The organism is Streptodolium elevatio, assembly GCF_053592165.1.
On the sequence record NZ_JBSFVE010000002.1, the window covers coordinates 673,821 to 687,603 of the forward strand.

Annotated in this window: 11 protein-coding genes; 9 read left to right on the forward strand and 2 right to left on the reverse strand. The window is 73.5% G+C overall.

Annotation, left to right across the window (positions count from 1 at the left end):
- Positions 1-327: 327 nt before the first annotated feature.
- Complete coding sequence (locus ACWD12_RS07120; RefSeq protein ID WP_450098682.1) at positions 328-1,947, reverse strand: carboxyl transferase domain-containing protein; 1,620 nt, start codon at positions 1,945-1,947, stop codon at positions 328-330.
- 505 nt (positions 1,948-2,452) lie between these two features.
- On the opposite strand from ACWD12_RS07120, the gene ACWD12_RS07125 reads away from it, so the two are divergent.
- From ACWD12_RS07125 to ACWD12_RS07165, 9 genes are all read left to right on the forward strand, one after another.
- Complete coding sequence (locus ACWD12_RS07125; protein WP_450098683.1) at positions 2,453-3,679, forward strand: amino acid deaminase/aldolase; 1,227 nt, start codon at positions 2,453-2,455, stop codon at positions 3,677-3,679.
- 268 nt (positions 3,680-3,947) lie between these two features.
- Entirely contained in the window at positions 3,948-4,364 is a 417-nt protein-coding gene (locus ACWD12_RS07130; protein WP_358364571.1) for an STAS domain-containing protein, read from the forward strand.
- Positions 4,365-4,445: 81 nt separating this feature from the next.
- The gene (locus ACWD12_RS07135) at positions 4,446-5,126 is read left to right on the forward strand and encodes a GNAT family N-acetyltransferase (RefSeq protein ID WP_358364574.1); all 681 of its coding nucleotides are present in this window, start codon (positions 4,446-4,448) and stop codon (positions 5,124-5,126) included.
- A 67-nt stretch (positions 5,127-5,193) separates the two neighbouring features.
- Complete coding sequence (locus tag ACWD12_RS07140) at positions 5,194-6,111, forward strand: 5'-3' exonuclease (protein ID WP_358364576.1); 918 nt, start codon at positions 5,194-5,196, stop codon at positions 6,109-6,111.
- A gap of 143 nt (positions 6,112-6,254) precedes the next feature.
- Positions 6,255-6,980, forward strand: a complete 726-nt coding sequence (locus ACWD12_RS07145; protein WP_358364579.1) for a hypothetical protein — start codon at positions 6,255-6,257, stop codon at positions 6,978-6,980.
- Positions 6,981-7,455: 475 nt separating this feature from the next.
- The gene (locus ACWD12_RS07150; protein ID WP_450098684.1) at positions 7,456-9,456 is read left to right on the forward strand and encodes a sigma-70 family RNA polymerase sigma factor; all 2,001 of its coding nucleotides are present in this window, start codon (positions 7,456-7,458) and stop codon (positions 9,454-9,456) included.
- A 146-nt stretch (positions 9,457-9,602) separates the two neighbouring features.
- Positions 9,603-10,073 (forward strand): carboxymuconolactone decarboxylase family protein, encoded by a 471-nt coding sequence (locus ACWD12_RS07155; RefSeq protein ID WP_450098685.1) that lies wholly within the window; start codon positions 9,603-9,605, stop codon positions 10,071-10,073.
- A 10-nt stretch (positions 10,074-10,083) separates the two neighbouring features.
- Positions 10,084-10,392 (forward strand): hypothetical protein, encoded by a 309-nt coding sequence (locus ACWD12_RS07160; RefSeq protein WP_450098686.1) that lies wholly within the window; start codon positions 10,084-10,086, stop codon positions 10,390-10,392.
- Positions 10,393-10,495: 103 nt separating this feature from the next.
- Positions 10,496-10,846 (forward strand): hypothetical protein, encoded by a 351-nt coding sequence (locus tag ACWD12_RS07165; protein ID WP_450098687.1) that lies wholly within the window; start codon positions 10,496-10,498, stop codon positions 10,844-10,846.
- On the opposite strand, the gene ACWD12_RS07170 is transcribed toward ACWD12_RS07165, so the two are convergent.
- On the reverse strand, positions 10,828-13,578 hold the full coding sequence (locus tag ACWD12_RS07170; RefSeq protein ID WP_358362822.1) for a DEAD/DEAH box helicase: 2,751 nt from the start codon (positions 13,576-13,578) through the stop codon (positions 10,828-10,830). The genes ACWD12_RS07165 and ACWD12_RS07170 overlap by 19 nt on opposite strands.
- Positions 13,579-13,783 lie beyond the last annotated feature (205 nt).

Sequence of the window (13,783 nt, forward strand, 5' to 3'; positions counted from 1 at the left end):
CCGTCCGCAGGGATTCCACAAAGGGGACCGCACAGGGGCACCACACACAGAAGCCACTCAGAGACGCCATTTCACGACGCCCCACCACACCTCAACGCCACGACGCACACCACGACCCCACAACGCCACACGGGGATGCCGCGCGGGGCTTGACCACTGGGCCACGCGCGGCATCCCGTCCGGGGCGGCGGCCTGCGGGGCGGACGACTGGTGCGATCAAGTGTCGTCGGCCGCCTTCGCGGCGCGGGCCGGGCGTGTGGAGCCCGGTCCCCGAACGTGAATCAGGCTAGGCAGCTTGAGAGTTGCCGTGTGCCGATCGGCGGCAACTCACTCGTACGAGTGAGCGCCCGGCACGTACCCGTCCGGCAGGCCGAGCATCCGGTACCGGTCCAGGCGGCGGGCGATCCGCGCGGCGGGGTCCACCCCGCGCAGCGCGGTGAGTTCGTCCTCCAGCGCGGCCGCGACGCGTTGCACGAACGCCTCGGGTTCGGCCGCGGCGTCCGGGAGTTCGGGGACGACCCGGTCGACGATGCCGTTCGCGAGCAGGTCGGCGGAGCGGATGCCCTGCCGGTCGGCGATCTCGGCGGCGCGGTCGGTGGTACGGAACAGCAGCGCGGACGCCCCTTCGGGCGGCAGCGGCGACAGCCAGCCGTGCCGCGCGCACAGCACCCGGTCCGCGGGCAGCAGCGCGAGTGCTCCGCCGCCGGCCCCCTGCCCGAGCAGCAGGCACACCGTCGGTGCGGACAGCATCACGAGTTCCGTGAGGCAGCGGGCGATCTCCCCGGCAAGGCCCCCTTGTTCGGCATCCGCGGACAACGCCGCGCCCGCCGTGTCGATCACGGTCACCAGCGGCAGGCCGAGTTCCGCGGCCAGCCGCATGCCGCGCCGGGCCTGGCGCAGTCCGGCGGGTCCGAAGGGGCCGTACTCGCTCTGCCGCGTACGGTCCTGGCCGAGGACGACGCACGGCGCTCCCGGCGACCCCTGCGCACCGAACCGGGCGAGCGCAAGGCGCAGCGACGGCTCGCTCTCGCCCTCGCCGGTACCCCGCAGCGGCGTGACGCTCCGGGCACCGTGTCGCAGGAGCGTACGCAGCCCCGGGCGCTCCGGGTCGCGGGAGCGGCGCACGCTCTCCCATGCGGAGCTGTCCGGCTGGCCGACCTCGGCCTCAACCTCGACACCGACACCGACACCGACCGCAACAGCAGTACCAGCACCAGCACCAGCACCAGCGCTGACACCGGCACCGGCCTCAGGCACAGCCGCACCGTCGACCGGCCGAGTGTCGAGGACTTCGAGAACGCGTGCGGCCACGTCGCGCAGTTGCTCCGGAGGCACGACGGCGTCGATCAGGCCGTGTTCGTACAGGTTCTCCGACACCTGCACGCCGGACGGGAAGGGCTCGCCGTTCAGCGCCTCGAACACCCGCGGGCCGAGGAACCCGATCAGCGCGCCGGGCTGCGCTGCGGTGACGTGTCCAAGAGACCCCCAGGACGCGAAGACCCCTCCGGTAGTCGGGTGGCGCAGGTAGACGAGGTACGGCAGCCCCGCCGCCTTGTGTGCCGCGACCGCCGCCGAGATCTTCACCATCTGCAGGAAGGCCACGGTGCCCTCCTGCATGCGCGTGCCGCCGGAGGTGGGCGAGGCCACGAGCGGCAGGCGTTCGGCGCTCGCGCGTTCGACGGCGCGGACCAGGCGTTCGGCCGCCGCGACGCCGATCGATCCGGCGAGGAACGCGAACTCGCACGCGACGACGGCGACGCGCCGCCCGTGGATGCGGCCCTCTCCGGTCACCAGGGCCTCGTCCAATCCGGTGCGGTCCCGGGCGGCGCGGAGTTCGTCGGCGTACCCCGCCTCGATGCCGTCCGGCTCGGGCAGTTTCCCGGTCCAGGCCGTGAAGCTGCCCGCGTCCAGGACGCGGTCGATCAGGTCGAGGGCTCGCACGTGCATGGGTCCGCCTTCCGGGCCGGGCCTTGGTTCGCCTCGGGTTGGATGCGGGGCACGGACCCGAGGGCGTCGACCGTCTGTCGATCATGAGCACCCTGTCACGGGCGGGCGACGGCCGCCGCCATGTGCAGGAATCCGGCACTCCGCTTGCGGGCGGCCTTCCCGGCGCCGCGCAGCGCAGCGCGGCCACACTCACTCCCACTCCAACGCCGCAACTTCTTCGCTCCCCCAACCGCTCCGATCACCCTCATCTCTTCTGAGGGGTGCCTGCAAAACCCTGGTCGGACCGCCCTGGTGCCGCAGCTCGGCCTGGGTCGAGCTGCGGCAGGGCCGTCAAGGCCCAAAACGGCAAGCGGCCGCACCCAAGCGGCCGTAAGACAGCGGCCTGGGAGGGCCGTCAAGGCCCAGACCACGCGACCGCCCCGCGGGGCCGGCAGGAGCTCGGAGACGAGACCTCGCGCCCGCACCGTTCTACCGCCCGGTAACCGAATCTGGCAGGCTGCGGGGCATGGCCAGTCTCACCGCCGCGCGCGCCGCCCACCACCCGTCCGACGACCGGGCGCGCTACGACCGCGCCACCGCGGACCTCGACGCGCCCTTCGCGATCGTCGACCTCGACGCGTTCCGGGCGAACGCCGCGGACCTCGTGCGGCGCGCGGGCGGTACGCCGATCCGCGTCGCCAGCAAGTCCGTGCGCTGCCTCCCCCTCCTGCGCGAGGTGCTGGCGGCCGACGGCTTCGCGGGCGTCATGGCCTTCACCCTGCCGGAGGCCCTGTGGCTGGCCGCGGAAGGCGTCGAGGACGTGCTCGTGGCGTACCCGTCGACGGACCGGGAGGCGTACGCGCGCCTCGCCGCCGACCCGGTGGCCGCCGCGCGCGTCACGGTGATGGTCGACGACGTCGCGCAGTTGGACTACATCGACCGCGTGCGCGGCGACGGCACCGAGCGCATCCGCGTGTGTGTCGACATCGACTGCTCGTGGCAGGTGTTCGGCGGGCGCATCCGCGTGGGCGCGCACCGCTCGCCGCTGCACACCCCGGAGCAGGTGGCCGACGTCGCCGAACAGGTCGCCAAGCGCCCGCAGTTCCACCTCGTCGGGCTGATGGCCTACGAGGCCCAGATCGCCGGTGTCGGCGACGCTCCCCACGGCCGTGCGCTGTACGGTCGGGCCATCCGGTTCATGCAGGCCCGCGCCGGGGCCGAACTGGCCGCGCGCCGCGCGGACATCGTGCGGGCCGTACGCGCGGTGGCCGACCTGGAGTTCGTCAACGGCGGCGGCACCGGGAGCGTGGAGCGCACCGCCGCAGAGGCGTGCATCACCGAGGTCGCCGCGGGGTCGGGGCTGTTCCAGCCGCGGCTGTTCGACGACTACACCAGCTTCCGGGGCCGCCCCGCGGCGCTGTTCGCGCTGCCGGTGGTCCGGCGGCCGGGGGTCGGCTGGGTGTCCGTGCTGGGCGGCGGCTACCCCGCCTCGGGCGCCGCGGGGCGGGACCGGCTGCCGCAGCCGTACCTGCCGCCGGGGCTGGCGTACGACCCGCAGGAGGGCGCGGGCGAGGTGCAGACGCCGCTGCGCGGGAGTGCCGCCGACGACCTGCTGATCGGGGACCGCGTGTGGTTCCGGCACGCGAAGGCCGGCGAGTTGTGCGAACGGTTCGACGCGCTGCACCTGGTGGAGGGTGACCGGGTCGTCGGGACGGTGCCGACGTACCGGGGCGAGGGGCACACGTTCCTGTAGCGCCGCACGCACGCCGGGGCGCAGCGCCGGTGCGTTCACGGGCGTACGCACACCCACACACATTCACCCTTTCGGGTGACTGCCGGTAAAGCGATCATCGACTGATCACCCGTCAGCGCGGTTGGTATGCCCGGTTTTTCGGAAACCGATCAGCGTTGAAACCGGCTTTATCCGGCCAAGCCGCCCGCGATCCACCCGGTCCCGCGCAAGACGCGCGCCCGAAAGGGTGCCACGGACGCTCCGGATGCCCCAGAATGCATTCGGCGCCGTGAGGTTCCAATCCCGTCCCGACCACGGAAAGGTCGAGGCCATGGTCGCGCGGCTCGGCATGCTCGGTCAGGAACACCCCGTCACCGGGGTCACAATCTGGCGCGGGTGCGCGGTTGTCCATCTGCACGGCGAGCTCGATCTCCACAACGCTCCGCTGCTGCACCGCACGCTGATCGATCTGATCGACGGCGGGTGCCGCCGCGTGGTCGTCGACGCCACGGCGCTGACGTTTTGTGACTCGGTCGGACTCGGCGTGCTGATCGACGCCTTCAAGGCAATGCACGCGTGCGGGGGCGGACTCCGCCTCGCCGCACCCGACCGGCATGTGCGGGCAACACTGCGCATGACCGGCCTCATCGACATCCTCGGCGTGCGCGACACGTTGCAGGAGGTCTTGGACGAGTTCGCGGTCTGACGCCGCGTCCGGTCCACGGAACGGGTTCGTACGGGGGCGAATTCGTTCGTCGGCATGCCCGCGCGTAAGCCAGAATCAGACATGATCACGGACCACTGGCCGCTGTTCGGACTGCGCGTGACCACCCCGCGCCTGGAGTTGCGGCTCCCCCGCCTCGAGGACTTCGACGCCCTGTTCGCGGCGGTCGCGCGGGGCGTCCACGACCCGGAGTACATGCCCTTCGCCATGCCGTGGTCCACCGTCCCGGAGCCGGACCGCTCGCGCTCGGCGCTGCAACACCACTGGCGGCAGTGGGCGAGTTGGACGCCCGAGGACTGGACGCTCGACCTGGTGGTGTTCCACGAGGGCCTGCCGGTCGGCGCGCAGGATCTGAGCGGCGAACAGTTCGTCACACGGCGCGAGGTCTCGTCGGGTTCGTGGATCGAGCGGGGCCGGCAGGGCCGGGGGTTGGGCGCGGAGATGCGCGCGGCGGTGCTGCACCTGGCGTTCGAGGGCCTCGGCGCGGAGTGGGCGGTGTCGTCGGCGTTCACCGACAACCCGGCGTCGCTGGGGGTGTCGCGCAAGCTGGGGTACGCGGACGACGGCCTCGAGGTCCACGCGGCGGCGGACGGGCGCGCGCGGATGCTGCGGCGCGTACGCATCGACCGCGACGCCTGGGAAGCGCATCGCACGGTACCCGTGGAGGTCCACGGACTCGACGCATGCCTCGGCATGTTCGGCCTGGGCGTGTCCGGCCTCGGCGCAGCCGACGACACCCCCTGATCAGGCGGCCGATCTCCGTGCCGTGACACCGGCGTACGGCACGATGGGGCTCGTGCCTGGACAACTGATGCTTCTCGATACCGCGTCGCTCTACTTCCGCGCCTACTTCGGTGTGCCCGATTCGGTGAAGGCGCCGGACGGCACCCCGGTCAACGCGGTGCGCGGCCTGCTGGACTTCATCTCGCGCCTCGTCTCCGACCACGGCCCCGACGCGCTCGTGGCGTGCTGGGACGACGACTGGCGCCCGCAGTTCCGGGTCGACGCGATCCCCTCCTACAAGGCGCACCGCGTCGCGGAGGTCGTCGAGGGCGACGCGCCCGACGAGGAGGAGGTGCCCGACACCCTGTCCCCGCAGGTGCCCGTCATCGAGGACGTGCTCGCCGCGTTCGGCATCACGCGCGTCGGGTCGCCGGGCTTCGAGGCGGACGACGTGATCGGCACGCTGGCGACCGCGGCGGCGACACCCGTGCAGATCGTCACCGGCGACCGGGACCTCTTCCAGTTGGTCGACGACAAGCGCGCGGTGAGCGTGCTCTACCCCGTCAAAGGGGTGGGCGTCGTGGACGTGATCGACGAGGCGGCGGTGTTGGCGCGGTACGGCGTGCCGGCGTCCAGGTACGCCGACTTCGCCACCCTGCGCGGCGACGCGAGCGACGGGCTGCCCGGCGTGAAGGGCATCGGCGAGAAGACCGCCGCCCAGCTGATCGGCGAGTTCGGCGACCTGGCGGGCGTACGGCGGGCCGCCGAGGACCCCGCCTCGTCGCTCACCCCCGCGCGCCGCCGCAACCTGGTCGCCGCCGCCGACTACCTGGACGTCGCCCCCGGGGTCGTGCAGGTAGTCCGCGATGTTCCGCTTCCGGACGATCTGCCCGTCGCGCTCCCCCGCGCGCCCCGGGACCCCGACGCGCTGCGCGCGCTCGCCGACCGCTGGGGCCTCGGCGGCTCGGTGCAGCGCCTTGTGGCGGTGCTGGCGGAGCGCCGCTGAGGGCGGTCACGGCAAGGTAAAAGCGCTACCCGAAAGGGTCACCTGGCTGCGCGCCCGGCGCGCGGCCCGTATGTGATCCAGGTCACACCAAATATTACTCGGAAGTCGCGTCACTTCTCCGAGGGACCCCGGTCTCCCTTGGCATGGGTACCGAGTGTGACATCGCATCGACCGCCGACCCCGACTGGCTGCGGGGCGAGTGGCACCGTGTGACGCGAAGGGCCGGCTGGCCCTCCCGCGTCGAATGGCACAGCGCCGCAGTGGAGCTGTGCATCGAGTCGTTCGTGACGACCGGACATGTGCGTTCGGCCTGCATCGCGCTGGGCCGCGACCGGGCCGCCGCCGAGATCCCGCTGGACGTGGCGCTCGCCGAGCTGGACGCGCTGTTCCTGTGCGCGCTGGCGTACCCGGCGCCCGCGCCGGTGGTGCAGGCGTACGTCGGCGCCCGCGCGCGATCCACCGCGCCCGGGACGCTGCCGCCCGGCACCGATCCGCTCACCGAACTCCCGTCCGCCGCGCTCCTGCAGCGGCGACTCCAGGACCGCATCGGCGCCGGTGAGCACACGCGCCTCGTCGTCGTGCAGCTGGAAGTCGCCGAATCCCGGTTCTGGTCGCACCTGCGGCACCTCCTGCTGACCGCGCGCCACATGGAGCGGGCGCTGCAGGAAGACGTGCACGCCGTCCCCGCGGGCCGCCTGATGGCCCTGGTCGACGGCGACGAACCCGCGCTCGAGGACCGCCTCGACCGGCTCTGCCGCGCCCCCGTCGACCCTCTGTCCGGGGTGCACGGCGCCCCTGGAACCGTCCCGGCAGTCCCACGCCCGCACGTCCGGCTCGCCGTCGAGCCCGGTACGCCCCAGGGGAGTTGAACGTGTTCAGCACGACCCGCACCACCTGTTCCGCCTGCACTGCCCGTGCCACCCGTGCCACCCGCACCGACCGCAAGGCCCTCTCCCCCATGCGCACCTCCCCCTCTGCCGCCTTCCGCTCCCCCTCCCCCGCCCTCCCCTCCTCCCGCGCCGCCCGCATCGCTCCCACCGGTTCGGCTCCCTCCCGTTCGCCCCGCCCGACCACCACAGTTCCCCCGTCGCCGGGCCGCCCCCGCACCCGCCGCCCCGCGCGCCCCATGGGGTCTGCGACGCACCCCATGACGCAGCGTCACGGCCTTGGTGCCGCCAAAACCGGGGCGGGCGCGGGTGATTCGTCCCCGCGCCCCCTCTGCACCACGCGCGCCGGAGTGCACCACCCCCACTGCGTACGCCCCCTGACGATCTGGACAGATGCCGCCGAGATCGCCACGATGCTGACGACAGAGGCGAAGAGCACCGCTCAAGGGGGTCACGGGTGTCACGCGAGGACGACCCTTCGGCCTCCGGTCCCGACCGGCAGCCATCGGACCCGCCGACCGACCCCGCACCAGTGGACCCCGCCGCGGCCGCACCCGGCGGCGACGGCCCGTGGGTCCCGGGACAGGGCCGCAACGCCGGACCGCCGCAGGGCCCCGTCCTCCCCGGACAACGCACCGCGCTGCACCGCCGAGGCCCGTTCCCGGCTCCGCGGGGGCACGAGCCGCCCCGAGCCGGCGCGCCCGGTGCCGGGACGCCCGACGCCGCAGCGTCCGGTCCCGTCCCGGCCGCCGTCGGGCCGACTGGCCCGCCGAACCCCGCAGGCTCCCCCGGCACGCCCGCACCCCGCGGCCCCCTGGGCGCGCCGCTGGCCGGCCCCGAGCCGACCGGCCCGGCGCGCCCCGGCCCCGGCGACGGCGGCGCGGGAGGCGACCACCAGGGCGCGGACGGACGCGGCGACGACGGCCCGTCCGACGCCTACCTGGCCGACCGCGTACGCGAGGGCGACGACGCCGCGTACGAAGTCCTCTACCAGCGCCACGTGGACGCGGTACGCAGGCTCGCCCGGCTGTGCACCCGCACCCGAGAGAACGCCGAGGACCTCGTCGGCGAGACCTTCACCCGCACGCTGCACGCCCTGCGCTCCGGCCACGGACCGCGCGAGGCATGCCGCCCCTACCTCCTCACGACCGTGAGGCGCGTGGCGGGCGACTGGGCCCGCAACGAGAGGCGCGTCCTGCTCACCGACGACGTGGCGGCCTACGAAGCCGGCCCCAGCGGCGAGCCCGAAGACCCCGCGGTCGCCGCGACCGACCGCAACCTGGCCGCCAAGGCGTTCCAGGAACTCCCGGAACGCTGGCAGGCGGTGCTCTGGTACACCGAGGTCGAGCGGGAGCCGCGCGACCGCGTGGCCCCGCTGCTCGGCGTCAGCCCGAACGCGCTCTCCAAGCTGAAGGAGCGGGCGCGGGACGGTCTGCGCGAGGCGTACCTCAAGGTGTACGTCGAGAACGGACTCCCCAAGGAGTGCCGCCCGTTCGCGAAGAACTACGGCGCGTACGTCCGCAACAGCCTCGGCGACCGCGCCGAGAACAACGTGCGCGCACACCTCGACGAGTGCGACCGCTGCCGCGCGGCGTGCCTCGAACTCGCCAGTGTCAGTACGTGCATGCGCGTCGCCGCCGAGGGCCTGTTGGGTGCCGCGGCGCTGGCGTACCTCGCGACGGCCGCCGCCGCGGCGGCGGCCGTGGGCGCGGCCGTCGCGGGCGGCACCGTCGCCGCCGGCGGCGCGGCAGCCGGCAGCGGCTCGGTCGGCGAGGCCGCGGGAGCGGGAGCTGCCGGCAGCGGGGGTTCGTCGGGCGGCGCCGGCGCGGGAGCGGGCGAGGGCAGCAAGACCATGGTCAAGGCCTCGCTGATCGCCGGTGCGGCGGTCGCCGCGGCCGCGGCGCTGGCCTGGGCCCTCACCCACCAGCCGGAGGCCGGCAAGAAGCCGGTCGCCGCGCCCGCCGTCCCCGCCCCGGCGGCGGCGACCCTGGCGCCGCCGAAGCCTGTGCCCCCGCCGCCACCACCGCCACCGCCCGTACAGCCGACGCCGGTTCCGCCGACGCCCCCTCCGCCGCCGAAGCCGCAGCCTCCCAAGGCCCCGCCGCCCAAGCCCACGCCGACGCCTCCGCAGCCGAGCCCGACGCCGCCTCCTCCCGCGGCACCGGCGCCGCCCCCCAAGGCGACTCCGCCGCCGAAGCCGCCCAAGCCCACGCCGCCGAAGACGCCGCGGCCGAGGCCGACGATCATCGTCGAGCCGACGCGCATCGTGGTGGACAACGGCGTCGTGCGCGTCGAGTGCTCCGGGCAGCCGGCCGGACGCGTCGGGGTCCCCCGCTGCGAGAACGTGACGCTCACCCTGCCGTCGCGGCCGCCGGCGCCCAACCGCCCGACCCCCGCGCCGACTTGCCGACAGTTCGGCCCGACCGGAGCCCCGAACCTCACCATCTGCCGCAAATAGCAGGTGGCCCGCGCCCCCGCCGCGGGGCGTGCCGGGGTCCGGGGCCGGCAGATCCCCCTGATCATTTTTCGTCGACCTGTCACGTCCGCCTGCCCGCCTGCGTCAGTGCTTCGAGAACACACCGAACACCACGCGAGGAGAGCACCATGGAAGCCCGCATCAACTACTACGGAAACCCCGTCGCCTCGAAGTTCGCTCGGTACATCAACTCGGCGGGCAAGGTCCTCTCCGACTCCACGCTGCCGATGGCCACGCAGGAACTGGTGAAGCTCCGGGCCAGCCAGATCAACGGCTGCGGCATGTGCACCGACATGCACGCCAAGGACGCCGCGCACGCCGGCGAGTCCTGGCCGCGCCTGAACCTCGTGGCCGCCTGGCGCGAGGCCACGGTCTTCACCGACGCGGAGCGGGCCGCACTGGAGCTGACCGAGCAGGGCACCCGCACCGCGGACGCCGCGGGCGGCGTCACCGACGAGGCCTGGGGGAACGCCGCCAAGCACTACGACGAGGACCAACTCGCCGCCCTGGTCTCGCTGATCGCGCTGATCAACGCCTACAACCGCATGAACCTGATCACCCGTCAGCCTGCGGGGGCCTACCAGCCCGGCCAGTGGTAGGGAGCCGCCGGTGCCGGAGTCGATCCCTCCCGAGGACGCGCGGGCGGTGCGGTGGATCGTCGGTGTCCCGGCGGCGCTGCTGCAACTGTTCGCAGCAGCCTGCCTGTACACGGCATTCGCCGTCCGCCCGGCCGGTCCCTGGGACGACGGCGCGTACGCGGGCATCGGCGCGGCCTGCGTGTGCACGATCGCGGCGAGCGCCCTGTCGGCGGTCATCGTGGCGTGGCCCGGCCACCGCAGGTTGCCGACCGCATGGTGGCTGGTCCCGCCGCTCGCCATGAGCGTCACCGCAGCCGTCCTGGCGGCAGCCTCCGGCTAGCGGACGGTGGCCCCGGCTGCCGGCAACGTCACCCGACCCGGAACCCGTCGGCAGGAGCCAAGAATTGCCGCACCACGCGATCGACCGTAACTAGGTTCGACGCATGGCGGATGACGCAGCAGACGGGCGGGTCGCACCCTTCGCGGGGCGGGTTGTCGCGGTCGAAGCGGGGTGGGACGGCGACACTGTCCACGACTGGTTCGTCGTCCTGCTCGCCGTCCTCGACGACCCGTCCGAGGAGCGCGGCTTGGCGATCGTTTACCAGCGCCGGGACGTGCCCTCGCCCGCCGGCCCCGCCGCCGAGGCCGGCCGGGCGCCGGCCGACCATCTGGGTGTGCCCTTCCACTTCGCGTCCCCGGGGGTCCCCGACGACCACGCCCCGCGGTGGCGTGACGTCGGCGCTGCGGTGGCGCCTCGGCTGTCGCGCTGGGGGCGTCAGTTCACGGACGAGTAGGCGACGACGCCGCGGCGTACCGCTTCGACTGCCTTGCGGGCGGTGGTGCGGACGCCGCTGTTCTCGGGTGCGGCATCCGCGATCTGGCCCAGGACATCGACAAGTTGCTTCATCCACCGTACGAAGTCGCCCGCCGGCATGTCGGATTCGCCGAGTACCGCGTCCAGCCGCCGCCCCGAGGCCCAGTTGTAAGCGGTCCAGGCGAAGCCGAGGTCCGGCTCGCGCAGGAAGTCGAGGTGGTGGCGCTCCTCCAGGGCGTCGAGGTGTCCCCACAGCCGCACCATTTCGGCCAGCGCCGACTTCGCCGCACCGCCCGGCAGTTTCGGCGCCAACGCGTCGTCCGGCATACGTGCCTCGAAGACCAGGGCCGAGGCGCACGCCGCCAGTTCGGCGGGCGTGAGGTCGTTCCACAGGCCCTCGCGCAGGCATTCCGCGGTGAGCAGGTCGAGTTCGGCGTAGATGCGGGCGAGCCTGCGGCCGTCGTCGGTCACCGTGTCACCGGACAGGTAGCCGAGGTCGGTCAGCATCGCGCAGACCCGGTCGAAGGTACGCGCGATCGTGTGGGTGCGGCCCTTCATGCGCCGCTCCAGCTGCTCGGTGTCGCGCAGCAGCCGGTAGTAGCGCTCCGCCCAGCGCGCGTGGTCCTCGCGGTCGTCGCAGCCGTGGCACGGGTGCTGCCGGATCGCCGCCCGCAGCCGGGTGATCTCCGGGTCGTCGGCGGCCGCCGCGCGCCCCCGCCGCGGCCGCGACGGCTCGATGTGCCCGGCCTTGGTGCGCAGCGCCGACGCCAGGTCACGGCGCGACTGCGGGTTGCGGGCGTTGAACGAGCGCGGGATGCGCATGCGCTCCACCGGCGAGACCGGCGTCGGGAAGTCGATCGACGCGAGGCGCCGCGCCTGCCGGTCCGCGGTCAGCACGAACGGTCGCGGCCCGTCGTGCCCTTCGTCGAGGCCGGGGTCGAGGACCACGGCGAGGCCCGCGTACTTCCCGGTCGGGACCACGATCACGTCGCCGGGCCGCAGCTTCTCCAGCGACGCCGCCGCGGCGGCCCGCCGCTGCTGCGCGCCCTCGCGGGCCAAGTGCGTCTCGCGGTCCTTCAGCGCCCGGCGTAGCGCGCCGTACTCCTCGAAGTCGCCGAGGTGGCACGTCATCGCCTCGCGGTAGCCCGCAAGGCCCTCCTCGTTGCGGTGCACCTGCTTGGCGATGCCGACGACCGAGCGGTCCGCCTGGAACTGCGCGAACGACGTCTCCAGCAGCTCGCGCGACCGGTGCCGCCCGACCTGCCCCACCAGGTTGACCGCCATGTTGTACGACGGCCGGAACGACGACCGCAGCGGATACGTCCGCGTCCCCGCCAGCCCCGCAAGGTGCTTGGGGTCAAAGCCCTGGTGCCACAGCACCACCGCGTGGCCCTCGACGTCGATGCCGCGCCGCCCCGCGCGCCCGGTCAGCTGGGTGTACTCCCCCGCCGTCAGGTCCGCGTGCGTCTCGCCGTTCCACTTGACCAGCTTCTCCAGCACCACGGACCGGGCCGGCATGTTGATGCCCAGGGCCAGTGTCTCGGTGGCGAACACCGCCTTCACCAGGCCGCGTACGAACAGCTCCTCGACGACCTCCTTGAAGGTCGGCAGCATGCCCGCGTGGTGCGCCGCGATGCCGCGCTGCAGCGCCTCCAGCCACTCGAAGTAGCCCAGCACCTGGAGGTCTTCGTCCGGAATGTGCCCGGTGCGCGACTCCACGATCGACTTGACCTGCTGCCGCTCGGCCTGCGTGTTGAGCCGCAGCCCCGCGTGCAGGCACTGCTGCACGGCCGCCGCGCAGCCCGCCCGGCTGAAGATGAACGTGATCGCGGGCAGCAGCCCCTGCGCGTCGAGCTTCTCGATCACGTCGACACGGCTCGGCGTCCACACGCGGCGCGCCCGGGTGTTGTCGTCGCGGCCGCGCGACTTGCGGTAGCGGTCGTACGGCCGCCCGCTGCGCTCGTTCGTCTCCCGCGCGAGCCGCGTCAGGTCCGGGTTCACCTCGTGGTGGTTCTCGTCCGTGAACAGGTCGTAGACCCGGTTCCCGGCCATCACGTGCTGCCACAGCGGCACGGGCCGGTGCTCGGACACCACGACCTCGGTGTCGCCGCGCACGGTGCCGAGCCAGTCGCCGAACTCCTCGGCGTTGGACACCGTCGCGGACAACGACACCAGCGTGACCGACTGCGGCAGGTGGATGATCACTTCCTCCCACACCGCGCCGCGGAAGCGGTCGGACAGGTAGTGCACCTCGTCCATGACCACGTAGCCGAGGCCGTCGAGGGTGCGCGAGGAGGCGTACAGCATGTTGCGCAGCACCTCGGTCGTCATCACGACGACCGGCGCGTCGCCGTTGACCGAGTTGTCGCCGGTCAGCAGACCGACCTTGTCGGCGCCGTAGCGCTTGACCAGGTCGGCGTACTTCTGGTTCGACAGCGCCTTGATGGGCGTCGTGTAGAAGCACTTGCGGCCCCGCTCCAGGGCCAGGTGCACGGCGAACTCGCCGACCACCGTCTTGCCGGAGCCGGTCGGGGCGGCCACCAGGACGCCGCGCCCGGCCTCCAGCGCGCGGCACGCCTCCTCCTGGAACGGGTCGAGCCCGAACTCGTACTCGCCGCGGAAGGCGTGGAGGCTGGTGCGCTCCTCGGCCTGGCGCACGCGGGCGGCCGCGAAGCGCTCGGCCGGCGACGGCTCGGGGGTCTGGTCGGTCATTCGGACCACCCGCTTTTCGGTCGCGCGCTGTTCAGGACTCGGGGATCGCGGCGGTCGCCGCGGGAAGGATCGAGAGGCATCTCATCGAGCAGGTTACCGGGCGGCGTCCTCGGATGTGATCACGTTTATCGCGGCGCGCGGCCACCGCCCGGACACGTCACGCGGCCCGTCGCGCGGCGCGTCACCGCGGCACCTCACGCAGCGC